This is a genomic window from Meridianimarinicoccus marinus, assembly GCF_040689105.1.
GTDB classification, from domain to species: Bacteria; Pseudomonadota; Alphaproteobacteria; order Rhodobacterales; family Rhodobacteraceae; genus Meridianimarinicoccus; species Meridianimarinicoccus marinus.
The window spans coordinates 144000-164947 of record NZ_JBFBVU010000006.1 but is presented as its reverse complement, the minus strand read 5'-3'; the positions used below and the strand labels follow the sequence as shown (position 1 = coordinate 164947).

At 65.9% G+C, this 20948-nt stretch carries 20 protein-coding genes and 1 tRNA gene; 6 read left to right on the top strand and 15 right to left on the bottom strand.

Features of this window, described 5'->3' with window-relative positions:
- The 7 genes from AB0T83_RS07405 to AB0T83_RS07375 all read right to left on the bottom strand — a co-directional run.
- On the bottom strand, nt 1-450 hold a 450-nt coding region (locus AB0T83_RS07405), incomplete at its 3' end, for a Rossmann-fold NAD(P)-binding domain-containing protein (RefSeq protein ID WP_494516546.1).
- Between the two features lie 9 nt (nt 451-459).
- On the bottom strand, nt 460-1599 hold the full coding sequence (rodA, locus tag AB0T83_RS07400; protein ID WP_366192395.1) for a rod shape-determining protein RodA: 1140 nt from the start codon (nt 1597-1599) through the stop codon (nt 460-462).
- The gene (gene mrdA / locus AB0T83_RS07395; RefSeq protein ID WP_366192394.1) at nt 1596-3539 is read right to left on the bottom strand and encodes a penicillin-binding protein 2; all 1944 of its coding nucleotides are present in this window, start codon (nt 3537-3539) and stop codon (nt 1596-1598) included. Before mrdA ends, rodA begins: the two co-directional genes overlap by 4 nt.
- The gene (locus tag AB0T83_RS07390) at nt 3536-4075 is read right to left on the bottom strand and encodes a rod shape-determining protein MreD (protein WP_366192393.1); all 540 of its coding nucleotides are present in this window, start codon (nt 4073-4075) and stop codon (nt 3536-3538) included. Before AB0T83_RS07390 ends, mrdA begins: the two co-directional genes overlap by 4 nt.
- Nucleotides 4068-4970: a rod shape-determining protein MreC gene (mreC, locus tag AB0T83_RS07385; protein WP_366192392.1), complete on the bottom strand. Its 903-nt coding sequence runs from the start codon at nt 4968-4970 to the stop codon at nt 4068-4070. Before mreC ends, AB0T83_RS07390 begins: the two co-directional genes overlap by 8 nt.
- A 71-nt stretch (nt 4971-5041) precedes the next feature.
- Nucleotides 5042-6079 (bottom strand): rod shape-determining protein, encoded by a 1038-nt coding sequence (locus AB0T83_RS07380; RefSeq protein WP_193142614.1) that lies wholly within the window; start codon nt 6077-6079, stop codon nt 5042-5044.
- Nucleotides 6080-6343: 264 nt separating this feature from the next.
- On the bottom strand, nt 6344-7912 hold the full coding sequence (locus AB0T83_RS07375) for a 2-isopropylmalate synthase (RefSeq protein WP_366192391.1): 1569 nt from the start codon (nt 7910-7912) through the stop codon (nt 6344-6346).
- Between AB0T83_RS07375 and AB0T83_RS07370 the strand changes: the two genes are divergently transcribed.
- A complete protein-coding gene (locus tag AB0T83_RS07370; RefSeq protein WP_366192390.1) occupies nt 7911-8036 on the top strand; it encodes a hypothetical protein in 126 nt (41 codons plus the stop codon). The genes AB0T83_RS07375 and AB0T83_RS07370 overlap by 2 nt on opposite strands.
- Nucleotides 8037-8253: 217 nt before the next feature.
- On the opposite strand, the gene AB0T83_RS07365 is transcribed toward AB0T83_RS07370, so the two are convergent.
- Nucleotides 8254-9066 carry a hypothetical protein gene (locus AB0T83_RS07365; RefSeq protein WP_366192389.1) on the bottom strand — a complete coding sequence of 271 codons (813 nt, stop codon included), beginning with the start codon at nt 9064-9066 and terminating at the stop codon, nt 8254-8256.
- A gap of 111 nt (nt 9067-9177) precedes the next feature.
- Between AB0T83_RS07365 and AB0T83_RS07360 the strand changes: the two genes are divergently transcribed.
- Both AB0T83_RS07360 and AB0T83_RS07355 read left to right on the top strand, forming a co-directional pair.
- Entirely contained in the window at nt 9178-9849 is a 672-nt protein-coding gene (locus AB0T83_RS07360; protein WP_366192388.1) for an SDR family NAD(P)-dependent oxidoreductase, read from the top strand.
- Between the two features lie 154 nt (nt 9850-10003).
- Nucleotides 10004-10747 (top strand): response regulator, encoded by a 744-nt coding sequence (locus tag AB0T83_RS07355; RefSeq protein ID WP_366192387.1) that lies wholly within the window; start codon nt 10004-10006, stop codon nt 10745-10747.
- Between the two features lie 165 nt (nt 10748-10912).
- Here AB0T83_RS07355 and AB0T83_RS07350 read toward each other — a convergent pair.
- Nucleotides 10913-10986, bottom strand: a tRNA-Cys gene (locus tag AB0T83_RS07350).
- Nucleotides 10987-11110: 124 nt separating this feature from the next.
- Here AB0T83_RS07350 and AB0T83_RS07345 point away from each other — a divergent pair.
- Together AB0T83_RS07345 and AB0T83_RS07340 are read left to right on the top strand one after the other, a co-directional pair.
- The gene (locus AB0T83_RS07345; protein WP_366192386.1) at nt 11111-11764 is read left to right on the top strand and encodes a protein-L-isoaspartate O-methyltransferase family protein; all 654 of its coding nucleotides are present in this window, start codon (nt 11111-11113) and stop codon (nt 11762-11764) included.
- Between the two features lie 40 nt (nt 11765-11804).
- The gene (locus AB0T83_RS07340; protein ID WP_366192385.1) at nt 11805-13214 is read left to right on the top strand and encodes a TolC family outer membrane protein; all 1410 of its coding nucleotides are present in this window, start codon (nt 11805-11807) and stop codon (nt 13212-13214) included.
- A 61-nt stretch (nt 13215-13275) separates the two neighbouring features.
- Here the strand turns inward: AB0T83_RS07340 and AB0T83_RS07335 are convergent, their stop codons facing one another.
- Nucleotides 13276-14730 carry a cobyric acid synthase gene (locus tag AB0T83_RS07335; RefSeq protein ID WP_366192384.1) on the bottom strand — a complete coding sequence of 485 codons (1455 nt, stop codon included), beginning with the start codon at nt 14728-14730 and terminating at the stop codon, nt 13276-13278.
- 73 nt (nt 14731-14803) lie between these two features.
- Nucleotides 14804-15115, bottom strand: coding sequence for a DUF6280 family protein (locus tag AB0T83_RS07330; protein ID WP_193142608.1), 312 nt, complete (start codon nt 15113-15115; stop codon nt 14804-14806).
- A 220-nt stretch (nt 15116-15335) separates the two neighbouring features.
- Between AB0T83_RS07330 and efp the strand changes: the two genes are divergently transcribed.
- Nucleotides 15336-15899 (top strand): elongation factor P, encoded by a 564-nt coding sequence (gene efp / locus AB0T83_RS07325; RefSeq protein ID WP_193142607.1) that lies wholly within the window; start codon nt 15336-15338, stop codon nt 15897-15899.
- A 210-nt stretch (nt 15900-16109) separates the two neighbouring features.
- Here efp and xylA read toward each other — a convergent pair whose 3' ends face one another.
- From xylA to AB0T83_RS07305, 4 genes are read right to left on the bottom strand one after another with little or no spacing between them, the layout of a single operon-like run.
- Nucleotides 16110-17411 carry a xylose isomerase gene (xylA, locus tag AB0T83_RS07320; protein WP_366192383.1) on the bottom strand — a complete coding sequence of 434 codons (1302 nt, stop codon included), beginning with the start codon at nt 17409-17411 and terminating at the stop codon, nt 16110-16112.
- A complete protein-coding gene (gene xylB / locus AB0T83_RS07315) occupies nt 17408-18847 on the bottom strand; it encodes a xylulokinase (protein WP_366192382.1) in 1440 nt (479 codons plus the stop codon). The genes xylA and xylB overlap by 4 nt, the downstream gene beginning before the upstream one ends.
- Nucleotides 18847-19596: an ATP-binding cassette domain-containing protein gene (locus tag AB0T83_RS07310; RefSeq protein ID WP_366192381.1), complete on the bottom strand. Its 750-nt coding sequence runs from the start codon at nt 19594-19596 to the stop codon at nt 18847-18849. Before AB0T83_RS07310 ends, xylB begins: the two co-directional genes overlap by 1 nt.
- The gene (locus AB0T83_RS07305) at nt 19596-20888 is read right to left on the bottom strand and encodes a sugar ABC transporter permease (RefSeq protein WP_366192380.1); all 1293 of its coding nucleotides are present in this window, start codon (nt 20886-20888) and stop codon (nt 19596-19598) included. The genes AB0T83_RS07310 and AB0T83_RS07305 overlap by 1 nt, the downstream gene beginning before the upstream one ends.
- Nucleotides 20889-20948 lie beyond the last annotated feature (60 nt).

Here is a 20948-nt window from a genome sequence, read left to right as displayed (position 1 = left end):
GGCCGCGCCCAACGCGCCCAATCCCAGAACGGTGACCTTGCGATCCTTGGCCAGCGGCGGCGGCACATGCACCCAGTCGTGATCCGGGTTGACGATATGCGCGTCGATCCCGAGGTGATGGCGCAGCACATGGCCGGTGACCCATTCCACCATCCCCGCCGTCAGCCCTGCCGGATCCACCATCCGGGCCAGCGGCTGCGTCAGCGTCGGGTTGGCCACGATACGCTCCACCCCGGCCCAGAGGTTCAGCACGGCGCGGGCCTTGGTGAAGGGGCTGAAGTCCTCCAGCGGGCCGTCGGGGGAATAGATGATGTAATCCACCGCCTCGGGCGCGGGGCAGGTGTTGGACAGGGCGATGTCGAACCCCTCGGCAGTCAGATCGTTCTGCAACAGGGGCCGGTAGGCCTCCCAGTCCTTGTCGGCGGCCGAGAAGTAAATGTTGAGCGTCATGGAAGCCCCCTACCTGGGTTTGTGAACATGGGCCGATTGCACCAGCCCGAAGGCCACCAGCAGCACCAGCATCGCCGAGCCGCCGTAGGACACCAGCGGCAGCGGCACACCCACCACCGGCGCCAGCCCCATCACCATCGACATGTTCACGGCGAAGAACAGGAAGAAGGTGCCGGCGATGCCCAGCGTCAGCAGCGATCCGAAACGGTCGCGGTTGGTGATGGCGGTGACGATGCAGAACAGGATCACCAGCATGTAAAGCGCCAGCAGCGAGGTCGCGCCGACAAAGCCGAATTCCTCGGCCAGCGTGGTGAAGATGAAATCGGTGTGCTTTTCGGGCAGGAAGTTCAGCCGGCTCTGGGTGCCCTGCATGAAGCCGCGCCCGGTGACGCCGCCGGACCCCAGCGCGATCTTCGACTGGGTGATGTGATAGCCCGCACCCAGCGGATCGGTCGAGGGATCAAGGAAGGTGTCGATGCGGCGGTACTGATAGTCCTTCAGCAACTGCCAGTCGGTGCCTTTCGAGGCCATCACCGCCCAGACAAGGCTACCGCCCGCGCCGATGACGGCGGCGAAATAGGCCCAGTGCACCCCGGCCAGAAACATGACGAAGCCGCCCCCGGCCACCAGCAGGATCGAGGTGCCCAGATCGGGCTGTTTCAGCACCAGGGCGACCGGGATCAGGATCAGGACCAGCGGCACGAACACCCAGACCGGGTGCGAGGTCTTCTTCAGATCCAGCCAGTCGTAATAGGCCGCCAGCATCATCACCAGCGTGATCTTCATCAGTTCCGACGGCTGCAACCGCATGAAGCCAAGGTCGATCCAGCGTTGTGCGCCCATGCCGACGGTGCCCGCGACTTCGACCCAGACCAGCAGCGCCAGCGCCAGCAGATAGCCCATGACGGCCATGTTGCGCCAGAACCAGATCGGCACCATGGCGATGACCAGCATCATCGCCATGCCCAAGCCAAAGCGCTTCATCTGCGGTTCCATCCAGGGCGTCGGCGAGCCGCCGGCCACCGAATAGAGCATCACGAATCCGATGCCCGAGATTGCCGCCAGCAACAGGATCAGCGGCCAGTTCAGGTACAGGACCTTGCGCAGCCCGCGGGGCACGGATTTGACCTTGTACTCAAGATAGGTCATGCGCGGCTGCTGACAGTTTCGACCGGTTTGCGGTCGCGCAGGGGCAGGGCGCGCTGCTCTTCCTCGATGCGCTCGCGCTGACCGGCGGGATAGGCCTCCAGCGGCGGCAGGTCGCCATGCAGGGTGCGCAGGATCACGTCGCGGGCAATGGGGGCCGCCGCGGTCGAACCGCCGCCGCCGTGCTCTACCACCACCGAGACAGAGACTTGCGGATTGTCGTAGGGGGCGAAGCCCACAAACAGCGCGTGGTCGCGCCGCTCCCACGGCAGATCCTCGTTGCGGAAGACGCCGCGGCGCCGTTCGGCGGCGGTGATGTTGCGGACCTGGCTGGTGCCGGTCTTGCCCGCCATCTGCAAGGTCTCATCGTCGATGCGCGACCGATAGGCGGTGCCCCGGCGCGAGTTAGACACCGCGAACATGGCCCGACGCACCGCGCGCAGGTGTTGGGGATTGATGTCCAGCGGCCCTTCAAGGCGCACCGGTTCCTCGACCCCGTCCACGGCCCGGATCAACCGTGGCGCAATGGTGTTGCCGCTGGCCAGCCGCGCCGTCATCACCGACAGTTGCAGCGGCGAGGCCAGCACGAACCCCTGCCCGATCGAGGCGTTCAGCGTGTCGCCGATCACCCAGTCGGCGCCGCGCCGCGTCGCTTTCCAGTCGCGCGTCGGCGTCAGCCCTTCGGCCACCGCCGACATGGGAATGTCAAAGCGGGTGCCCATGCCCAGCTTGCGCGCCATTTCCGAAATCTTGTCGATGCCGACCCGCTGGGCGACCTCGTAGTAATAGACATCGCAGGACTGCTGCAGGCTCTGGTGCAGGTTCATGTGGCCGTGGCCGCCGCGTTTCCAGCAGTGGAAGCGGCGCGAGCCGGCACTCAGGTACCCCGGACACCAGACCGTGTCCTCGGGCGAGACGACCCCGGCCTCAAGGGCCGCCAGCGCTGTCACCATCTTGAAGGTCGATCCCGGCGGATAGACCCCCTGCACCGATTTGTTGGCCAGCGGGCGGAACTTGTTTTCGGTCAGCAGGCGATAATCGGCGCCCGAGATGCCGCGCACGAACTTGTTGGGATCGAAGGTCGGCGAGGAGGCCACCGCCAGAAGGTCGCCGTTGCGCACATCGGTGACCACCACCGCCGCACTTTCGCCATCCAGCCGCGCCTGAACATAGTTCTGCAGGGTCTCGTCGATGGTCAGTTGCAGGTTGCGCCCGGCGGTGCCTTCGGTACGCGACAGCTCACGCATGACCCGGCCCACGGCGTTGACTTCGATCTGGCTGTTGCCGGCGCGGCCGCGCAGCACCATTTCCTCCTTGGCCTCGATCCCCGACTTGCCGATCTGGAACTTCGGGATCTGCAACAAAGGGTCCGGGTCCTGCAGCTTGGACAGGTCATAGTCGCTGACCGGGCCGACATAGCCCACCACATGGGCGAAATCCGATCCCAGCGGATAGGCCCGGGACAGCCCCACTTCGGGCCGCACGCCGGGCAGGGCGGGGGCGTTGACCGCCACACGGGCCAGATCGTCCCACGACAGCCGGTCGGCCACGGTGACCGGCACGAAGCTGGACCGGCGCCGGGTCTCGCGCAGGGTGCGTTCGATGTCTTCGTCGGTCAGCGGGATCAGGCGGCCCAACTCCTGCAAGACCTGTTCCACGTCGCCGGCATCCTCGCGCACGATGACCACGCGGTAGTTCTGGTCGTTGATGGCGATCGGGGCGCCGTTGCGGTCGAAGATCAGCCCGCGCGCCGGAGGCAGCAGCCGCATGTTGATGCGGTTTTCCTCGGCCAACATCCGGTATTCCTCGGACTGCTCCACCTGCATCTGCCGCATCCGCCAGCCCAGAAGGCCAACAAAGGCCAGCTGCGCGCCGCCCAGCACCAGCGCGCGGCGGCCGATGCGGCGGGTCGACAGGTCGGTGTCGCGGGGGGGACGTCTCATCGCGCGCTCCCCCGGCCGAAGCCCTCGGGGACGGGGCGTTTGCGCAGGCCCAGACCGACGGCGCACAGCAGCACCACGAAGGGATAGGCGGCCACGGTGACCGGCATCCGCAGAAGCTGTGCGCCCAGGCTGGGCTGATCGGCGAAGGTCACGGTCAGCGCCAGCCAGTTCAGCCCGACCATGGCGGTATAGAGCGCGGCGAACACCCCGGTTTCGGCCAGCACCGACAGCGGTTGCAGGCGTTTGTGGCGGCGGCGCAGGTATTCGGTCGCGCCGATGGCGATGGCGGTCCACAGCCCCGGCGGTTGCATCAGCAGCAGGTCCGAGACGAAGACAACCGCCGCGATCAGCCAGACCGGCAACCCGTCGGGCCGCCGGATCACCCAGGCCACCACGAGGCAGATCACCAGATCGGGCGTCGGCAGGGGGCCGGGTTGCAGGTCCAGCGGCAGCAGCTTGACCATAATCACCATCGCGCACAGCAGCACGAACAGCCCGCCGAACATCAGCCGTTTGAAGAACTGCCCCTCACTCATCTGCGGCCTCCGGCTGCGCGGGGCCCTGCATCGCCGCCAGCGGGCGCACGATCTGGCCGGTTTCGCGGATCGGTTCGGGACCGGAATAGCGCAGCACCCGCAGGAATTCGAGCCGCTCGTAATCCGCCGCCAGCCGCACCCGGAAGCGGTTGTCGGGGCCGCGGATCACCTGGCCCACAAGGATGCCCGCCGGGAACACCCCGGCGTCGCCCGAGGACACCACCCGGTCGCCGGGCCGCACCAGTTCGACGCTTTCCAGAAACTCGATGCGCGGCTGGGTGGAGTTGTCGCCGCTCAGCAGCACGCGCTGGCCCGAGGGCTGGATCGTCACCGGGATCGACGAGGCCGGATCGGTCAGCAGGATCACCCGCGCCGTGGTCCGCCCGACGCCCGAGATCCGGCCCACCAGCCCGATCCCGTCCATCGCCGCCCAGCCTTCCTGAATGCCGTCATGTTCGCCCACGTTCAGCAGCACCGACCGCCGGAAGGGCGAGCCGCTGTCGGCCAGAACGGTGCCGGTGACATATGTCAGCCGCGCATCCAGCTTGACGTTGTTCAGATCCAGCAGCCGCGCGTTCTTCTGTTCCAGCTGTAGTGCTGCCTCTTTCCACGCACGCATCTGCTGCAATTCGCGGCGGAGTTCCTGGTTCTGCTGGTAGAGCGCCGAATAGGTCGAGAAATTGTCGCTCATCTTGACCAGCGCGGTGATCGGCGCCATCGCCCATTGCACGCGGGGCAGGGTCGCATCGACCACATCCGTCCGCAGGCGTTCCACCCTTGGGCTGTCGATGCGCCACAGCAGGAAGACGGCAAGGCAGACCAGGATCAGCCCGCCGGCGAAGATGCGCCGGATCGGCCGGAAATGGTCCTGTCCCTTGTCGCCGTCGTAAGCCAAATGCGTCTCCGAGACTGCGGCGGGTACCGGGGCGGCTCAGGCTGGCAGGCCACCGCCCGCGCGCGGATAGGTCAGCTGTCGTAGTCTATGACATGGCGAAGCTGGTTTTCAAATTCCAGTGCCTTGCCGGTGCCCATGGCCACACAATTCAGCGGTTGATCCGCCACCGTGATCGCCAGACCGGTCTGCTCGCGCAGGGCCAGGTCCAGATCGCCCAGCAGCGCGCCGCCGCCGGTCAGCATCACGCCGCGATCGACGATGTCGGCGGCCAGATCCGGGGGCGTGGCTTCCAGCGCGGTCATCACCGCCTCGCAGATCTGCTGCACCGGTTCGGCCAGCGCCTCGGCCACCTGGGCCTGGGTGATCTCGGTTTCCTTGGGCACGCCGTTCAGCAGGTCGCGGCCCCGGATCTGCAACGACTGGCCCCGGCCATCGTCGGGCATCCGGGCGGTGCCGATGGTGGTCTTGATGCGCTCGGCGGTGGCTTCGCCGATCAGCAGGTTATGCTGGCGGCGCAGGTAGCTGATGATGCCTTCGTCCATGCGGTCGCCGCCGACGCGGACCGAGCGGGCATACACGATATCGCCCAGCGACAGGACTGCCACCTCGGTGGTGCCGCCGCCGATGTCCACGACCATGTTGCCGGTGGGATCGGTGATCGGCATGCCGGCACCGATGGCCGCTGAAATGGGTTCCGCGATCAGCCCGGCGCGGCGGGCGCCCGCCGACAGCACCGACTGGCGAATGGCCCGCTTTTCCACCGGAGTGGCACCATGCGGCACGCAGACGATGATCTTGGGCTTGATGAAGCTGGTGCGGCGGTGAACCTTGCGGATGAAATGCTTGATCATCTCTTCGGCGACGTCGAAATCGGCGATCACGCCTTCGCGCATGGGCCGGATCGCCTGGATCGAACCGGGGGTCCGGCCCAGCATCAGCTTGGCATCCTCGCCCACGGCCAGCACCTTCTTGACGCCGTCCTTGACGTGATAGGCGACCACCGAGGGTTCGTTCAGGATCACACCCTTGCCCTTGACGTAAACCAGCGTGTTCGCCGTACCCAAGTCAATTGCCACGTCCGAAGTAAACAAGCCCCTGAAAAGCGCCATGTCGAGGTTGTCCTGCTAATGCCCCAAATTGTCCCGCGAGTCACTGCCGCAGGCTGGCCCCGCTTATAGGCTTCAGGGCAGGGGGGCGAAAGGGGAGATGGGCGCCTGCACGGGGCTCGGCAGGGTTCTGCCTGGTAAACCTTGGGGAAGTTTTTCGTTAACGGCGGCCGTTTGCGCCATTCGGGCGGATGCCGGTGGTGCGGGGGGACAGGAAACGGGCGCGCCGGTGGGGCGCGCCCGTGAGACAGGACAGCGGCTGTCAGGTCAGCTGACGTCCTTGTAGTTGATTTCCTTCTTATCGGAATGGGACTTGGTCCGGCGCACGATCAGCCGATTCAGAGCGGCCACATAGGCCTTGGCGCTGGCCACCACGGTGTCGGTATCGGCGGACTGGCCGGTGACGATCTTGCCGTCTTCCTCCATCCGCACGCTGACGGTGGCCTGTGCGTCGGTGCCTTCGGTCACCGCGTGCACCTGGTACAGTTGCAGCCGCGCATCATGCGGGAAGATCGCCTTCACCGCGTTGAAGGTCGCATCCACCGGCCCGTCGCCGGTGGCGGTCACCTGTTCGTCCTTGCCATCCACGGTCAGGGTCAGATCGGCCGATTGCGGCGCCTCGGTGCCGCAGATCACCCGCAGGAATTTTACCTTCAGATGCTCGTTGGCAGCCTCGGCGCTGCTGTCCTGCATCAGCGCGACCAGATCGTCGTCGTAGATCTCCTTCTTGCGGTCGGCCAGCGCCTTGAACCGCACGAAGACATCCTTCAGCTGGTTGTCGCCCAGGTCATAGCCCAGATCCGCCAGCTTGGCGCGCAGCGCGGCACGGCCCGAATGCTTGCCCATCACCAGCGAGGTTTCCGACAGCCCGATATCTGAAGGCCGCATGATCTCGAAGGTTTCGGCGTTCTTCAGCATACCGTCCTGATGGATGCCGCTTTCATGGGCGAAGGCGTTCTTGCCGACGATCGCCTTGTTGGGCTGCACCGCGAAACCCGAGACCGAGGACACCCGGCGCGAGATGTTCATGATCTTGGTGGCATCGATGCGGGTGGCATAGGGCAGAATGTCGTTGCGCACCTTCATGGCCATGACGACCTCTTCCAGCGCGGTGTTGCCGGCGCGTTCGCCCAGCCCGTTGATGGTGCATTCGATCTGCCGGGCGCCGGCCTCGACCGCGGCCAGCGCGTTGGCGGTCGCCATGCCCAGATCGTTGTGGCAATGGGTGGCGAAGGTCACCGTGTCGGCGCCGGGCACCTTTTCGATCAGCATGGCGATCAGGTCGGCGCTTTCGCGCGGCGCGGTATAGCCGACGGTATCGGGGATGTTGATCGTCGTGGCGCCGCATTTGATGGCGATCTCGATCACCCGGCACAGGTAGTCATGCTCGGTCCGGGTGGCATCCATCGGCGACCATTGCACGTCCGGGCACAGGTTGCGGGCGTGGGTCACGGTCTGCTCGATCCGCTCGGCCATTTCATCCATGGACAGGTTCGGGATCGCCCGGTGCAGCGGCGAGGTGCCGATGAAGGTGTGGATGCGCGGCTGGGCGGAATGCTTCACCGCCTCCCAGCAGCGGTCGATATCGGTGATATTGGCGCGCGCCAGCCCGCAGATCGACGAGTTGACCGCGTTTTTCGCGATCTCGCTGACCGCCTGGAAATCGCCTTCCGAGGCGATGGGAAACCCGGCCTCGATGATATCCACGCCCATTTCATCCAGCAGGCCCGCGATCTCCAGCTTCTCGGCATGGGTCATGGTGGCGCCGGGGCTTTGCTCGCCGTCGCGCAGGGTGGTGTCGAAAATCTTGACACGGTCTTGGGTCGAAGAGGTCATGGGTCAGGTCCGTTTCGTGGCGATGGCGCGGGGGCCGCGCATGGGACGGGGGCCGCAACAGGGGCGGCATGCGGCGGCGGCGGAAGGCGCCAGCCTGCGGGCATTGGAGGTCTGTGTCATCTGAGGTCCGTTCTGCTTGAAGTCTGTCGTGGCGCGGGCAGCATCCTCTGAGCGGTCGCGCCGGGGAACGGCACGCTCAGAGGCGACTAAGAAGCAGAAGACGTGCGGCGGCCAACTGCCCGAGGGGCAGGTCGCGAATACCAGCGAGGGGTGCAGCCGTTGCGTTCATGGGGCGCAGTTTAGACCGGGCCGGATCGGCGATGCAACCGCGGTTTTCCAGCTCAGCCCCCCAATGGCGTGCGCGGCGGCCCCGAGACGCTACAAGGATCGGCGGCGGGGCTGTCCGAGGGGCTGTCGGCGGGCACGGTCGGGTGGTAGTCATAGGTCACGATGGTGTTGCCGGCGTCGAAGGCCACGAACACCAGCCCCGCCGCGGCGGCCAGGGTGACACCTTCGGCATCGTAGTAGGCAGCCGTGGCCAGCGGGAACACGTCCAGCAGGCGGCCCGTGGCGTCGAATTCGAACAGGCTGTCCAGCGCATCGGCATCATCGACCACCAGCAGATGACCGGTGTTCGGGTCACGGGTCAACCCCTGCGGCTCCAGCATCGGCGGTGTCAGCGTTGCGCCGTCGATCCGGGCCAGCAGCCCGCCACCGGCATTCAGCCGCGCCACCTGGGCGCGGGCATCATCGGTGATCCAGATCTCGCCGCTGGCGGCATCCACAAACAGACCGTCGATGTCCGAGAACTCCCGGGTCAGGCGGAAGGGCGTGTCTCGGGCGGTGCCATCCCGGTGCATTTCCTGAAACCTCCCGCTGCCATCGCTCAGCAGCAGATGGTCGTCCGTGACGGCAATGGCATCGACCCGGCTGAGATCGGAACGAAACCGGCGCAACGGCGCGCCCCACAGGGTGACCAGCGCGATCTCGTCGGTTTCATTGGCCACCCAGAGCGCGCAGAACAGCGGGTCGAACGCCAGACCGGACGGGCCCGGAAAGGGAAAACTGCGCAGGACGGTCAGATCGGCCGCAGGCGCGGCTAGCGGGAGGGCGACCAGAAGGGCGGTCCTCAGCAGGGGAGATGCGATCGGCATCCGCGATGGTAGCGGCGCATTGGGCCTGGAAACAAGCGCGCCGTGGCCCGGCCGGGATTGAACCGGCGGGACTTTCGGCTAGCTGATGGCCTGATCCAAAGGGGAGAGCGCATGCAACGGGCATTGGTGATCGGGTCCAGCGGCGGCATTGGCGGCGCTTTGACAGATGCGTTGCGCACACGGCTGGGCGCGGGCCTCGTCGCGACCCTGTCACGGCGCGACGACGGGCTCGACATCACCTCGGAAACGGCGGTCAAAGACTGCCTGTCGCGGCAAGAGGGGCCATTTGACCTGATCTTCCTGGCGACCGGGGGGCTAGAGGTGGCAGGCCACCCCCCGGAAAAGGCCCTGCGCGAGGTCACGCCTGCGGCGCTGCGGGCGCAGTTCGACCTTAATACGCTGGGTCCGGCGTTGGTTATGAAACATGCACTGCCGCTGTTGCCCAAGGATCGCAGGGCGGTCTTCGCGGCGCTGTCGGCGCGGGTCGGGTCCATCGGCGACAATCGTCTGGGCGGCTGGCACAGTTACCGCGCCTCGAAAGCCGCGCTCAACCAGATCCTGAGGGGTGCCGCGATCGAACTGAGGCGCAGCCATCCGCAGGCGATCTGCTTAGCGCTGCATCCCGGTACCGTGGCCACCCCGCTGACCCGCGCCTACGCGAGCCGGCATCCGACCGTCGCGCCCGAAGACGCGGCGCGGAACCTGTTGACGGTCGTCGATGGCCTTGCCCCCGACGACTCGGGCGGCTTTTTCGACTGGGCCGGCAAGACCATCCCTTGGTGAGCGCACGCGCGTTGCCCCTGTAGCAGCCTTGATTTTTTGCGGTGCGCACCGGAAGCTGGCCGCAGGTTTCCCGGTAGGCCCGCGTCGGCGCGCGGCGGTTGCGTGGTCCACCCCCAGAAGACAAATGCCAGCCTTGTGACGCGAGCGTGCCGCCATGCCCTCAGACGACATCCTCATCGAGATCCTGAAGATCCTGCCCGAGTTGCTCTGGACCCTGCTGGCCGTGGGCGTGGTCTTGTTCCTGGCCCCGACCCTGAAAGCGGTTCTGGCCAAGCGCAACGTCTCCTTGAAGTTCGGCACCGACCGCGAGTTGACGATCCGCGAATTCGCCAGAGAGGTCGAGGACCGGGTCGAGGGCATGGCCGATCAGTCCGGCAGTTCCCTCGAACGGATCATGCTGGATCTCGAAGGCCTGAAGTCGCGCGTCGCCGCACTGGAACCCCCAACGCCGGTGGGCGGCGCGGCGGGGGTCACGGCGGGCGATGGGGTGGCCCCCGGGGAAAAGGCCGATATGCACGTGGGGCGCATTCTCTGGGTTGACGATCAGCCCCGGAACAACGCCATCCTGGCGTCGGTTTTCCGGGGGCAGGGGTGGTCGGTAGAGGAAGCGGTCAGCACGGGACAGGCCCTCGCCATGGTCGGCGCGGGGTATGATCTTATCATCTCGGACATCGGCCGCACGGAAAACGGCCGTTACAATCCCCGCGCCGGAACCGAATTTCTGGCCGAATTGCGCAAGGCCGGGATGACGGTGCCAACCATCTTCTTCACCGCGCCGCAGGCCCTGGACCTAGCGTTCCTGCAATCGGCCCTGCGCGCCTTCCCTCCTGCCCAGGCCACGGCCTCGACTCGCGCGTTGATGCGGCTGGTGGAGGAGATACGGGAAGACCTGACCTAGAGCGGCTGTCGAAATCATGCTGCCCGGCAACGACCAGGTGAGGGTGGAGACCGCCGATGCCCCTCAGGGCGGTGCCTTCATCCTTCCAGACACGTCCCGAACCGGGCCCACCCGGAGGGCGGTCATCGCGTCTGCCCATTTAGGGCTTCAAATCCTTGGGAATACTGGAGGCGAGTACCGGAATCGAACCGGTGTACACGGATTTGCAATCCGCTGCGTCACCACTCCGCCAACTCGCCGAACCGGTGTTCGGTGGCTATAACCCACGTCGTATGGTCGCGCAAGGCGGTTTGCGAGGTTGCCCGCACCGGGCATCTGTGCGAAGCCGAAGTGGACATGAACCTGAACGGCAGAGTCTGATCCATGCCCGATTTCACTTCCCGCCGGACGATGATGGTCGACACCCAGGTGCGCCCTTCGGACGTGACGAAATACCCGATCATCGACGCCATGCTGCGCGTCCCGCGCGAGGTCTTCGTGCCCGAGGCGCAGGTTGAAGCCGCCTATATGGGCAACAACATGGACCTGGGCGACGGGCGCGTGTTGCTGGAGCCCCGCACTTTGGCGAAAATGCTGGATGCGCTGAACATCCACCGCACCGATCTGGTTCTGGATTTGGGCTGCGCCTACGGCTACTCTGCGGCGCTGATCGCGCAACTGGCCGAGGCCGTGGTGGCTATCGAGGAAGACGAGGATCTGGCGCGCGAGGCCGAAAGTCGCCTGGCCGACCATGGGGTCGACAATGTTGCCGTCCTTCACGCGCCGCTGGCCGAAGGTGCGGCGAAACATGGCCCCTATGACGCCATTGTGGTAGAAGGGGGCGTGGAAACCGTGCCCGACGCGCTGCTGGACCAGTTGAAGGAAGGCGGCCGGATCGCGGCGGTTTTCATGGATGAGGCACTCGGCACCGTCAGGATCGGCTACAAGATCGATGGCACGGTGAACTGGCGCTACGATTTCAATGCCGGCGCTCCGGTCCTGCCGGGCTTTGCAAAGGCGGCGGAATTCGCGCTGTGATTTGACGTCGGGCTGCGCCCGGCCGAGCAGGAGCATACTGGTGAGACAGAAATTCTCGGGTAAGGCGCGACTGGTAGCGGTGCTGCTGTCGGGCTTCATGGCGTTTCCGGCGCAGGCCGAAACCCTGACCGACGCTTTGGTGTCGGCCTACAACAACAGCGATCTGCTGGATCAGGCGCGGGCGCTGCTGCGGGCGGCGGATGAAGACGTTGCCTCGGCAGTGGCCGTGCTGCGCCCGACGCTGGACTACAGCATCCAGCGCGACTGGACCTTTCTGAATGACAACGCCATCCCGGGCGCGGACAGGGACGGGGTTGAAACAACCCTCGGGCTGACCTCGGAACTGGTGATCTACGAAGGCGGCCGCAACAAGCTGGCGATCGAGGCCGCGAAGGAAGCGGTTCTGGCCGCCCGCGAGGCCTTGCTGGTTCAGGAACAGGCGGTGCTGTTCGACGCGGTGGAAGCCTATCTGGAAGTGATCCGCGCCGCCGAAACCGTGGATCTGCGCCGCAACAACGTGCGCGTTCTTCAGGAAGAAGTACGCGCCGCCCGCGACCGTTTCGAGGTCGGCGAGGTCACCCGCACGGATGTGGCACAGGCCCAGTCGCGCCTGGCCCAGTCAGAGGCAGATCTGGTCTCGGCGGAAGGTGATCTGCAAACCGCGCGCGAGGATTACAACCTGCAGGTCGGGCGCTATCCCGGCCAGCTTGCGCCGCCGCCGGCGCTGCCGTCCACGGCATCTTCCATCGACGCGGCGCGCGAAATAGCCCTGCGAGCACATCCGGCGATCCTGCGGGCGCAACGGCTTGTCACGGTGGCCGAGATCAACGCGGTGCGCGCCGAGGCCGCTGTGCTGCCGTCGATCAGCGCCAATGCCAGCGTTGGCTATTCGGACTTCAGCCGGGTGTATCCGGACAACGGGCTGGAACCTTCGGCCAGCATCGGCCTGTCGTTGCGCGGACCGATCTATCGCGGCGGTGCCATCAACTCGGCCTTCCGCCGGGCGCAGGCGGATCGCGACAACCAGCGGTCGACCCTGCTGCGCACCACCGCTGAGATCGACGAGCAGGTGGGCCGCGCCTGGGCCGTGCGCGATGTGGCGCGGGCCCGTCTGGTGGCCACCGATCGTCAGATCGAAGCGGCACAAATTGCCTTCGACGGCACCCGCGAGGAAGCGACGCTGGGCGCGCGGACCACGCTGGACGTGCTGGACGCGGAACAGGAGCTGCTGGACGCGCGCGGCGCCAAGATCGACGCCAACGCGCTGGAGCAGCTGGCGGTCTATGGTTTGCTGGCCTCGATGGGGCGACTGACCGTGGACGGGCTTGGGCTTCCGGTGACCGCCTATGATCCGTCGATCTACTACAACGCGGTGCGCAACGCCCCGGCGGTGGGCAGCGCGCAGGGCATCCAGTTGGAGCGGGTTCTGAAGAGCATCGGCAAGTACTGACCCGCCACACACATGGAACACGAAAGGGCGCGTCCGGACCTCCGGCGCGCCTTTTTCATGTTCAGGGCAGGGGGCTGGCCAGCGCCAGCATCTGGTCGATGTCGAAATGGGTTTCCAGATGGGTGGCCAGATCGTCCAGCGCGTCCTCTACCCCGGCCTCATAGTCATAAGCGCCCACCCGCAGCCCCAGCCCGTCAAAGAACGCCTGCCGGAAGGCATCGGCGCTGAACAGCCCGTGCAGGTAACACCCCCAGACTTGCCCGTTGGCGGAACGCGCACCTTCGGCACGGCCCTCCAGATCCAGCCAGGCGCGGGCGCAGTCGGGGCCCTCCGTGCGGCCCAAGTGGATCTCGTAGCCGTCCAGGGCGGTGCCTGAGGCGCTATGCGTGGCCCTGACGCGGGCCAGCCGCTTTTCCGGGGCCATGACCGTTGAAACATCCAGCAGGCCCAGGCCTTCCATGGCGCGGGCGCTGCCCTCGATCCCCTCGGGGTCATGGATGTGGCGGCCCAGCATCTGGTAGCCACCGCAGATGCCCAGCACCTTGCCGCCGCGTCGCAGATGCGCGGCCAGATCAATGTCCCAGCCCTGCGCGCGGAAGGCCTCCAGGTCCGAGATCGTGGATTTGCTGCCGGGGATCAGCACCAGGTCGGCGTCGCCGGGCAGGGTCTGGCCGGGCTGGATCAGCCGCACCTCGATGCGCGGGTCGGCATTCAGCGGGTCGAGATCGTCGAAATTGGCGATGCGGGGCAGGCGGGGCACGGCGACCACGATGCCGTCGCCGGCATGGCTGCGAATGTCGAGGATATCCTCGGCGGGCAATCGCCATGCGCCGTCGAACCACGGGATCACCCCCAGCGAGGGCCAGCCGGTGCGCGCCACGATCTCGGCCAGCCCGTCGTCGAACAACCGGGGATCGCCGCGAAATTTGTTGACGGCGCAGGCCTTGATGCGGGCGCGGTCGGCCTCGGGCAGGATGACATGGCTGCCGACAAGCTGGGCAATGACGCCGCCGCGGTCGATGTCGCCCACCAGCACCACCGGCACCCCGGCAGCCTCGGCAAAGCCCATGTTGGCGATGTCACCCGCGCGCAGGTTGATCTCGGCCGGGCTACCCGCACCTTCGATCAGCACAAGGTCGGCCTCAGCGGCGAGGCGGCGGAAACTGTCCAGCGTGGCTTGCAACAGCCGGGGCTTGAACTGTGCGTAGTCGCGGGCGCGCACGGTGCCGATGGCCTTGCCCTGCACCACCACCTGCGCGCCCCGGTCATGTTCGGGCTTCAGCAGCACCGGGTTCATGTCGACGCGTGGGGCCACGCCCGCCGCGCGCGCCTGCAGGGCCTGTGCCCGCCCGATCTCGCCCCCGTCCTCGGTGACGGCGGCATTGTTGGACATGTTCTGTGGCTTGAACGGGCGCACGGTCAGGCCGCGCCGCAAACAGGCGCGGGCCAGACCGGCCACAAGCATGCTTTTGCCTACGTTCGAACCGGTGCCCTGGATCATGATGGCGCGGGTCATGTCATCCGATCCTGTACCCGAACAGAAAAACGCGCCCCTTGGGGCGCGCTGCAAACCGGCGGTCGGGCCGCGATCAGGCGGCTTCGGCCTGCTGGCGGCGTTCGCTTTCCTCGCGCGACAGGGCGACCGATGTCCGAACGCCTTTGCCGACGAACTCCATCAGGCCGGAGACCACACGCTCGTTGGGGTCGATCCCGGCACAGCTGAGCACTTCGCGGCCATCGCGGGACCGCGCCCAGCGGGCAATCTGCTCGGGGCCATTGCCGTATTTCTTGTCATCTGCAATCGCGTCGTCCAGTGCGGCAAGCACAACGGCTGCGAACAATTTGCGTGCACGGTTGCCTTGCTCGTGGCTGAACGCCGTGCTGTCTACGAATTCGCCCATGCGGGATCCTTATTCTTGCTCTTGCGTTTCCGGTCGTTTCTGGGGTGAGGCGCAATATGACCCTTTTGTCATGATTCTGTAATGCTATCTGGCGATACCACCTATGCGCCCAGTGCATGGCTGTCGCCGCGTTTCTGTGCTTCTCCGCGTCTTGATGGGGATCAGAGCCACAGATATAGGGGGGGGACATTTTATTACAACCTCACTGACGAGGGCAGGCATGCCGAAAATCAACGGAAACGAAATCCGGCCCGGAAACGTGCTGGAGCACAATGGCGGCCTGTGGGCCGCGGTCAAGGTCGACCATGTGAAACCCGGCAAGGGCGGCGCCTTTGCCCAGGTCGAGATGCGCAACCTGCGCAACGGGTCGAAGCTGAACGAGCGCTTCCGCTCGGCGGACAAGGTGGAGCGCGTCCGGCTGGAGCAGAAGGATCAACAATTCCTCTATGAATCCGATGGGATGCTGGTTTTCATGGACACCGAAACCTACGAGCAGATCGAGCTTCCGGCCGATCTTCTGGGCGATCGCCGTCCCTTCCTGCAGGACGGCATGACCATCGTTGTAGAGTTCCATGAAAGCGAAGCGCTGAACGCGTCCTTGCCGCAGAAAGTCACCTGCAAGATCGTCGAGACCGAGCCGGTGGTGAAGGGTCAGACCGCCGCCAACAGCTTCAAGCCGGCGATTCTGGACAACGGCGTGAAGGTCATGGTGCCGCCCTTCGTGGGGCAGGATGAGGACATCGTGGTAAACACCGAAACCATGGAATACGCCGAACGCGCCTGAACCACCCACGTAAGACGACGTGACGTCACTTTCAGGGCCGCCCTTGCCGGGGCGGCCCTTTTACCGCGCGCGCGACAACCGGGACGGGCATTTGCCCATAATCCTGGCGCGTCCGCCGGCGATGATTCGGGGTCACCACACATGCAAACAGGCGCGCTGCGGGGGCGGCGCGCCTGTCGCTGCCGGGCCCGAAGGCCCGGAAACCAACCCTCAGACGTAGCGGTTGACGAGGTTTTCCAGAACTTCCTGCCGCCCGGACACGGGCTGAGGGTTGACGCCATCGGCCAGAACCCGCGCGGTGATGCTGTTCAGATCGCTGTTCAGCATCGCGGCATTGGCGGGCTCGGTCCAGCCGGCGTAACGGGCGGAACGCGCCTCTTCCAGCTTGCCGTCTTCCAGCATGGCATGGGCGGCCTTCAGGCCGCGCGCGCAGACGTCCATGGCGCCCGCGTGGGCGGCCACAAGGTCGGCGGGATCCAGCGACTGGCGGCGCAGTTTGGCGTCGAAGTTGGTGCCGCCCGTGGTGAAGCCGCCGGCCTTGAGGATCTCGTAATAGGCCAGCGCCACTTCCGGCACGTTGTTGGGGAACTGATCTGTGTCCCAGCCCGACTGGTAGTCGTTCCGGTTCATGTCGATCGAGCCGAAGATGCCCAGCGAGGCGGCCATGGCCAGTTCATGTTCAAAGGAATGACCGGCCAGGATCGCGTGCCCCTGTTCCAGGTTCATCTGCACTTCGTTTTCCAGCCCGTATTCCTTCAGCAGGCTATAGACCGTGGCCGTGTCATAGTCGTACTGGTGCTTGCTGGGTTCCTGCGGCTTGGGCTCGACCAGGATCGCGCCCTTGAAGCCGATCTTGTGTTTGTAGTCGACGACCATCGACAGGAAGCGGCCGGCCTGTTCGCGCTCGCGCACCAGATCGGTGTTCAGCAGGGTTTCATAGCCCTCACGCCCGCCCCACAGCACGTAGTTCTCGCCGCCCAGCTTCTGGGTGGCGTCCATGCAGGTTTTCACCGTGGCTGCCGAGAAGGCAAAGACATCCGGGTCCGGGTTGGTGGCCGCCCCGGACATATAGCGGCGGTGCGAGAACAGGTTGGCGGTGCCCCACAGCAGTTTCGGCCCGCCATCGGCCATCTTCTGGCCGATGTAGTCGACGATCTCTTCAAGGTTGCGGGTGTTCTCGGCGAAATCGGTGCCATCGGGGCGGATATCTGCATCGTGAAAGCAGAAATACGGCTGGCCGAGGATGGCGAACAACTCGAAGGCCGCGTCGGCCTTCAGGCGCGCCAGATCCATGGTGTCGCCGAACCAGGGCCGTTGGAAGGTCTGGCCGCCGAAGGGGTCGCCGCCGGGCCAGGCAAAGCTGTGCCACCACGCCACGGCAAAGCGCAGATGCTCGGCCAGGGTCTTGTCGCCCAGCATTTCCTCGGGGTTGTAGTGGCGATAGGCCAGTGGGTTGTCACTGTCCGGCCCTTCATAGGACAGGGGCGAAATGCCAGCGAAATAGTCGGTCATGAGAGATCCTTCAGAGCGGTATAGGTAGATTTGTAACGGGCATGAGCCTGGGCAAAGGCTTCGGAAAGTGCGGGAACCGGATCGACGGTGTCGGCCATCCAGGGCGCGGTGGCGGCCTCGGCACCGGCCCCGGTGGCGGCCATCAGACCCAGGCGGGCGGCTCCGAAGGCACCGCCATAGTCGCCGGCTTCGGGCACCGATACCGGCTGTCCCAGGACGGTGGCGATCATCTCCAGCCAGTGGCGCGAGCGGCTGCCCCCGCCCACGGCCACCAGGCTGTCGATGCGCGTTCCCGTCGCCGAGAGCGCGTCATGGCTATCCTTCAAGGCGAAACTGACGCCCTCCAGAACCGCGCGGGTGCCGGCGCTGCGATCGGTGTCATGGGACAGGCCGACCAGCGCGCCGCGCACGCGGGCATCATTGTGCGGGGTGCGTTCTCCGCCCAGATAGGGCAGGAACAGCGCCCGTCCGGGGGCTTGCAGTGTGCCCAACTCCCCGGTCAGTTCCGCCGCGGAAGCGCCCACAAGGCGGGCGTACCAGTTCAGGCTGTCGGTGGCCGACAGGATTACCCCCATCTGGTGCCACAGATCCGGCAGCGCGTGGCAGAAGGTGTGCACGGAACTGGCCGCATCCGGGGAATAACTGTCCGAGGCCGCGAACAGCACCCCCGATGTGCCCAGCGACACAAAGGCCTGCCCGGCCTTGACCACGCCCACGCCCACCGCCGAGGCCGCGTTGTCGCCGCCGCCGCCCGCAACGATCACGTCGCGGGGCAAGCCCCAGCGCGCGGCGATCTCGGGCCGCAGCACGCCCGTGGGGGCGGTCCCTTCGGCAAGGTCCGGCATATGTTCGCGGGTCAGCCCGCAAGCGGCCAGCAGGGCATCCGACCAGTCGCGCTTGCCCGGATCCAGCCAGGCGGTACCGGCGGCATCGGACATGTCCGACACGTGGTTGCCGGTCAGCCACAGCCGCAGGTAGTCCTTTGGCAGCAGAACCTTTGCCAGCCTGGCCCGGACCTCGGGTTCGTTGGCCTCGACCCACAGCACCTTGGGTGCTGTGAAGCCGGGAAACACGATGTTGCCCGATTGCGCCCGGAAGATCGGGTTGGCATCCAGCTGGGCGGCTTCGGCATGGGCGCGGGTGTCGTTCCACAGGATGCAGTTGCGCAGCACGTTGTCGGACTTGTCCAGCAGGGTCGCCCCGTGCATCTGCCCCGACAGGCCGATGCCGCGCAGCCCCTTCAGGCTGCCGCGCGCCGCCAGCATGTCCATCACCGTCGAGGCGGCGCTGATCCAGTCGGCGGGGCGCTGCTCGGACCAACCGGGATGCGGGCGCAGCACCTCCAGAGGGGCCGTGGCCTCGTCCACGACCCGTTGCTCGGCGTCCACCACCAGCGCCTTGATGCCGGACGTGCCCAGATCCAATCCCAGATACATCACGCGGCCTGCTTGGGATTCTTGCCAAGGATGATCATGCTCAGGATGTCGTCCTCGGTGACATCCTCGACCCGCTCGGTGCCCACCAGCTTGCCGTTCTTCATGACCGAGACGCGGTCGCACAATTCCATCATCTCGTGAGTGTCGTGCGAGATCAGGAAAATGCCCAGACCCTGGTTCTTCAGCTCCTGGATCAGTTCCGCGACCATGGCGGTTTCATGGACGCCAAGCGCGGCGGTGGGTTCATCCATGATCAGGATGCGGGCGTTGAAATAGACCGCCCGCGCGATTGCCACCGATTGCCGCTGGCCACCCGACAGGGCCGAGACCGGTTCCTTCAGTTTCTGGAAGTTGGGATTGAGGCGCGCCATGATCTTGCGCGTCTCGGATTCCATCTTGGCGTCGTTCAGCAGTCCCGTTTTTGTGACGATCTCGCGCCCCAGGAACAGGTTGGCCGTGGCGTCCAGATTGTCGGCCAGCGCCAGCGTCTGATAGATCGTCTCGATGTTGTAGCGGCGCGCATCGCGGGGGCTTTCGATCTTCGCCTTTTCGCCGGCGATGCGGATCTCGCCGCTGTCGGCCTTGTAGGCGCCCGAAAGCATCTTGATCAGCGTCGACTTGCCGGCGCCGTTGTGGCCCAGCAGGCCCACGACTTCGCCGGGATAAAGGTCGAGGGACACGTGATCCACCGCCCGCACCCCGCCGAACGAGATGCACATATCGGTCATTTCTACGATAGGGGTCGACATCATTTGCCTCCGGTCCGCTTGCGATAGATGATGTCCACGAGGACGGCGAGCACCAGCACGGAGCCCACGACGATGTTCTGGAACGGCGCGTCCACGCCGACCATGGCCATGCCCGATTGCAGCGATTGCATGATCAGCGCGCCCAGGATCGCGCCGTGAATGGTGCCGATGCCGCCCGACAGGGCGGTGCCGCCGATGACCGCAGCCGCGATGACGCGCAGTTCGTCCAGCGTGCCGATGTCGTTGGAGTGGTTGGCCAGACGGGCCGAGGCGACCACCGCCGAGATCGCACACAGCACGCCGACCATGGTGAAGATCTTCACCGTCAGCAGGCGGGTGTTGATGCCCGACAGTTCCGCCGCATCCGGGTTGCCGCCGGTGGCGAAGATATAACGGCCCATCCGGGTCCGCTTGGCGATGATTGTCATGATGACGGCAATGCCGATCAGCAGCAGCACCGAGATCGGCAGGCCGTAGGCTTCGGTATAGCCCTCGGGCATGACCTCGCCCCGGTCTTCGAACATGCGGGCAAGGCGGCGCTCGGGCACTTCATAGGCGTTCAGGATCGCGATGAAGCCCAGGATGCCCGAGGCGATCAGCGCTGACAGCACCGTTTCGGCCCAGACCGGTTTCACCGGCTGCTCGTGCGCGACCTTGGCGCGGCGCGCGTTCCACAGGCCGGCGATGGCGGCTGCGGTAGCGACAAGTCCGATGATCCACGAGGTGCTCGTGCCCAGCGTGCCGTTGATGCCGCCGAAGGCCATGAAGGTCGGGTCGAGCGGGCCGATGGTCTGGCCGCTGGTTATGTACCAGGCGACGTTGCGCCAGACCAGCAAGCCGCCCAGCGTCACGATGAAGGCGGGGATGGCCAGATAGCCGATCATCCAGCCGTGAAAGGCTCCGATCAGCGCGCCGGTGATGATGCCGACGGAGATGGCGATCCACGGGATCAGCGGATGGCCCAGTTCCAGGCCCAGGGCGTTCGGCAGAAGCGCCGTCTGGGTCACGGCCATCACCGCGGAACAGGTGGCCAGCACCGAGCCGACGCTCAGGTCGATATGGCGGGTGACGATCACGAACACCATGCCGGTGGCCATGATGGCCACGGAAACCGTCTGGATCGTCAGGTTGAAGATGTTGCGCGGGGTCAGGAAGCGTCCGTCGGTCAGGACGTTGAAAACCAGACAGACAACGACGAAGGCGCCGATCATGCCAAGCAGGCGCGTATCAAGCTCCAGCGTCTTGGCAATATTCCGTTTGGCCGCTGCAGGGGCGGTCGTGGTCTCGGACATGGGGTTGGACTCCGGTTACGGAAGGTCTGGACGAGGCCGCGGTCGGGCCCGGTCGATGGG

Coding starts and splice junctions, on each gene's coding strand:
- AB0T83_RS07330 (WP_193142608.1), bottom strand. CDS start 15,115: ATGGGCGAATTCGTAGACAGCACGGCGTTCAGCCACGAGCAAGGCAAC.
- xylA (WP_366192383.1), bottom strand. CDS start 17,411: ATGACCGACTATTTCGCTGGCATTTCGCCCCTGTCCTATGAAGGGCCG.
- AB0T83_RS07370 (WP_366192390.1), top strand. CDS start 7,911: ATGGGTCAGGTCCGTTTCGTGGCGATGGCGCGGGGGCCGCGCATGGGA.
- AB0T83_RS07375 (WP_366192391.1), bottom strand. CDS start 7,912: ATGACCTCTTCGACCCAAGACCGTGTCAAGATTTTCGACACCACCCTG.
- AB0T83_RS07310 (WP_366192381.1), bottom strand. CDS start 19,596: ATGTCGACCCCTATCGTAGAAATGACCGATATGTGCATCTCGTTCGGC.
- AB0T83_RS07305 (WP_366192380.1), bottom strand. CDS start 20,888: ATGTCCGAGACCACGACCGCCCCTGCAGCGGCCAAACGGAATATTGCC.
- xylB (WP_366192382.1), bottom strand. CDS start 18,847: ATGTATCTGGGATTGGATCTGGGCACGTCCGGCATCAAGGCGCTGGTG.
- rodA (WP_366192395.1), bottom strand. CDS start 1,599: ATGACCTATCTTGAGTACAAGGTCAAATCCGTGCCCCGCGGGCTGCGC.
- AB0T83_RS07355 (WP_366192387.1), top strand. CDS start 10,004: ATGCCCTCAGACGACATCCTCATCGAGATCCTGAAGATCCTGCCCGAG.
- AB0T83_RS07360 (WP_366192388.1), top strand. CDS start 9,178: ATGCAACGGGCATTGGTGATCGGGTCCAGCGGCGGCATTGGCGGCGCT.
- AB0T83_RS07335 (WP_366192384.1), bottom strand. CDS start 14,730: ATGACCCGCGCCATCATGATCCAGGGCACCGGTTCGAACGTAGGCAAA.
- mrdA (WP_366192394.1), bottom strand. CDS start 3,539: ATGAGACGTCCCCCCCGCGACACCGACCTGTCGACCCGCCGCATCGGC.
- AB0T83_RS07365 (WP_366192389.1), bottom strand. CDS start 9,066: ATGCCGATCGCATCTCCCCTGCTGAGGACCGCCCTTCTGGTCGCCCTC.
- efp (WP_193142607.1), top strand. CDS start 15,336: ATGCCGAAAATCAACGGAAACGAAATCCGGCCCGGAAACGTGCTGGAG.
- AB0T83_RS07345 (WP_366192386.1), top strand. CDS start 11,111: ATGCCCGATTTCACTTCCCGCCGGACGATGATGGTCGACACCCAGGTG.
- AB0T83_RS07380 (WP_193142614.1), bottom strand. CDS start 6,079: ATGGCGCTTTTCAGGGGCTTGTTTACTTCGGACGTGGCAATTGACTTG.
- AB0T83_RS07390 (WP_366192393.1), bottom strand. CDS start 4,075: ATGAGTGAGGGGCAGTTCTTCAAACGGCTGATGTTCGGCGGGCTGTTC.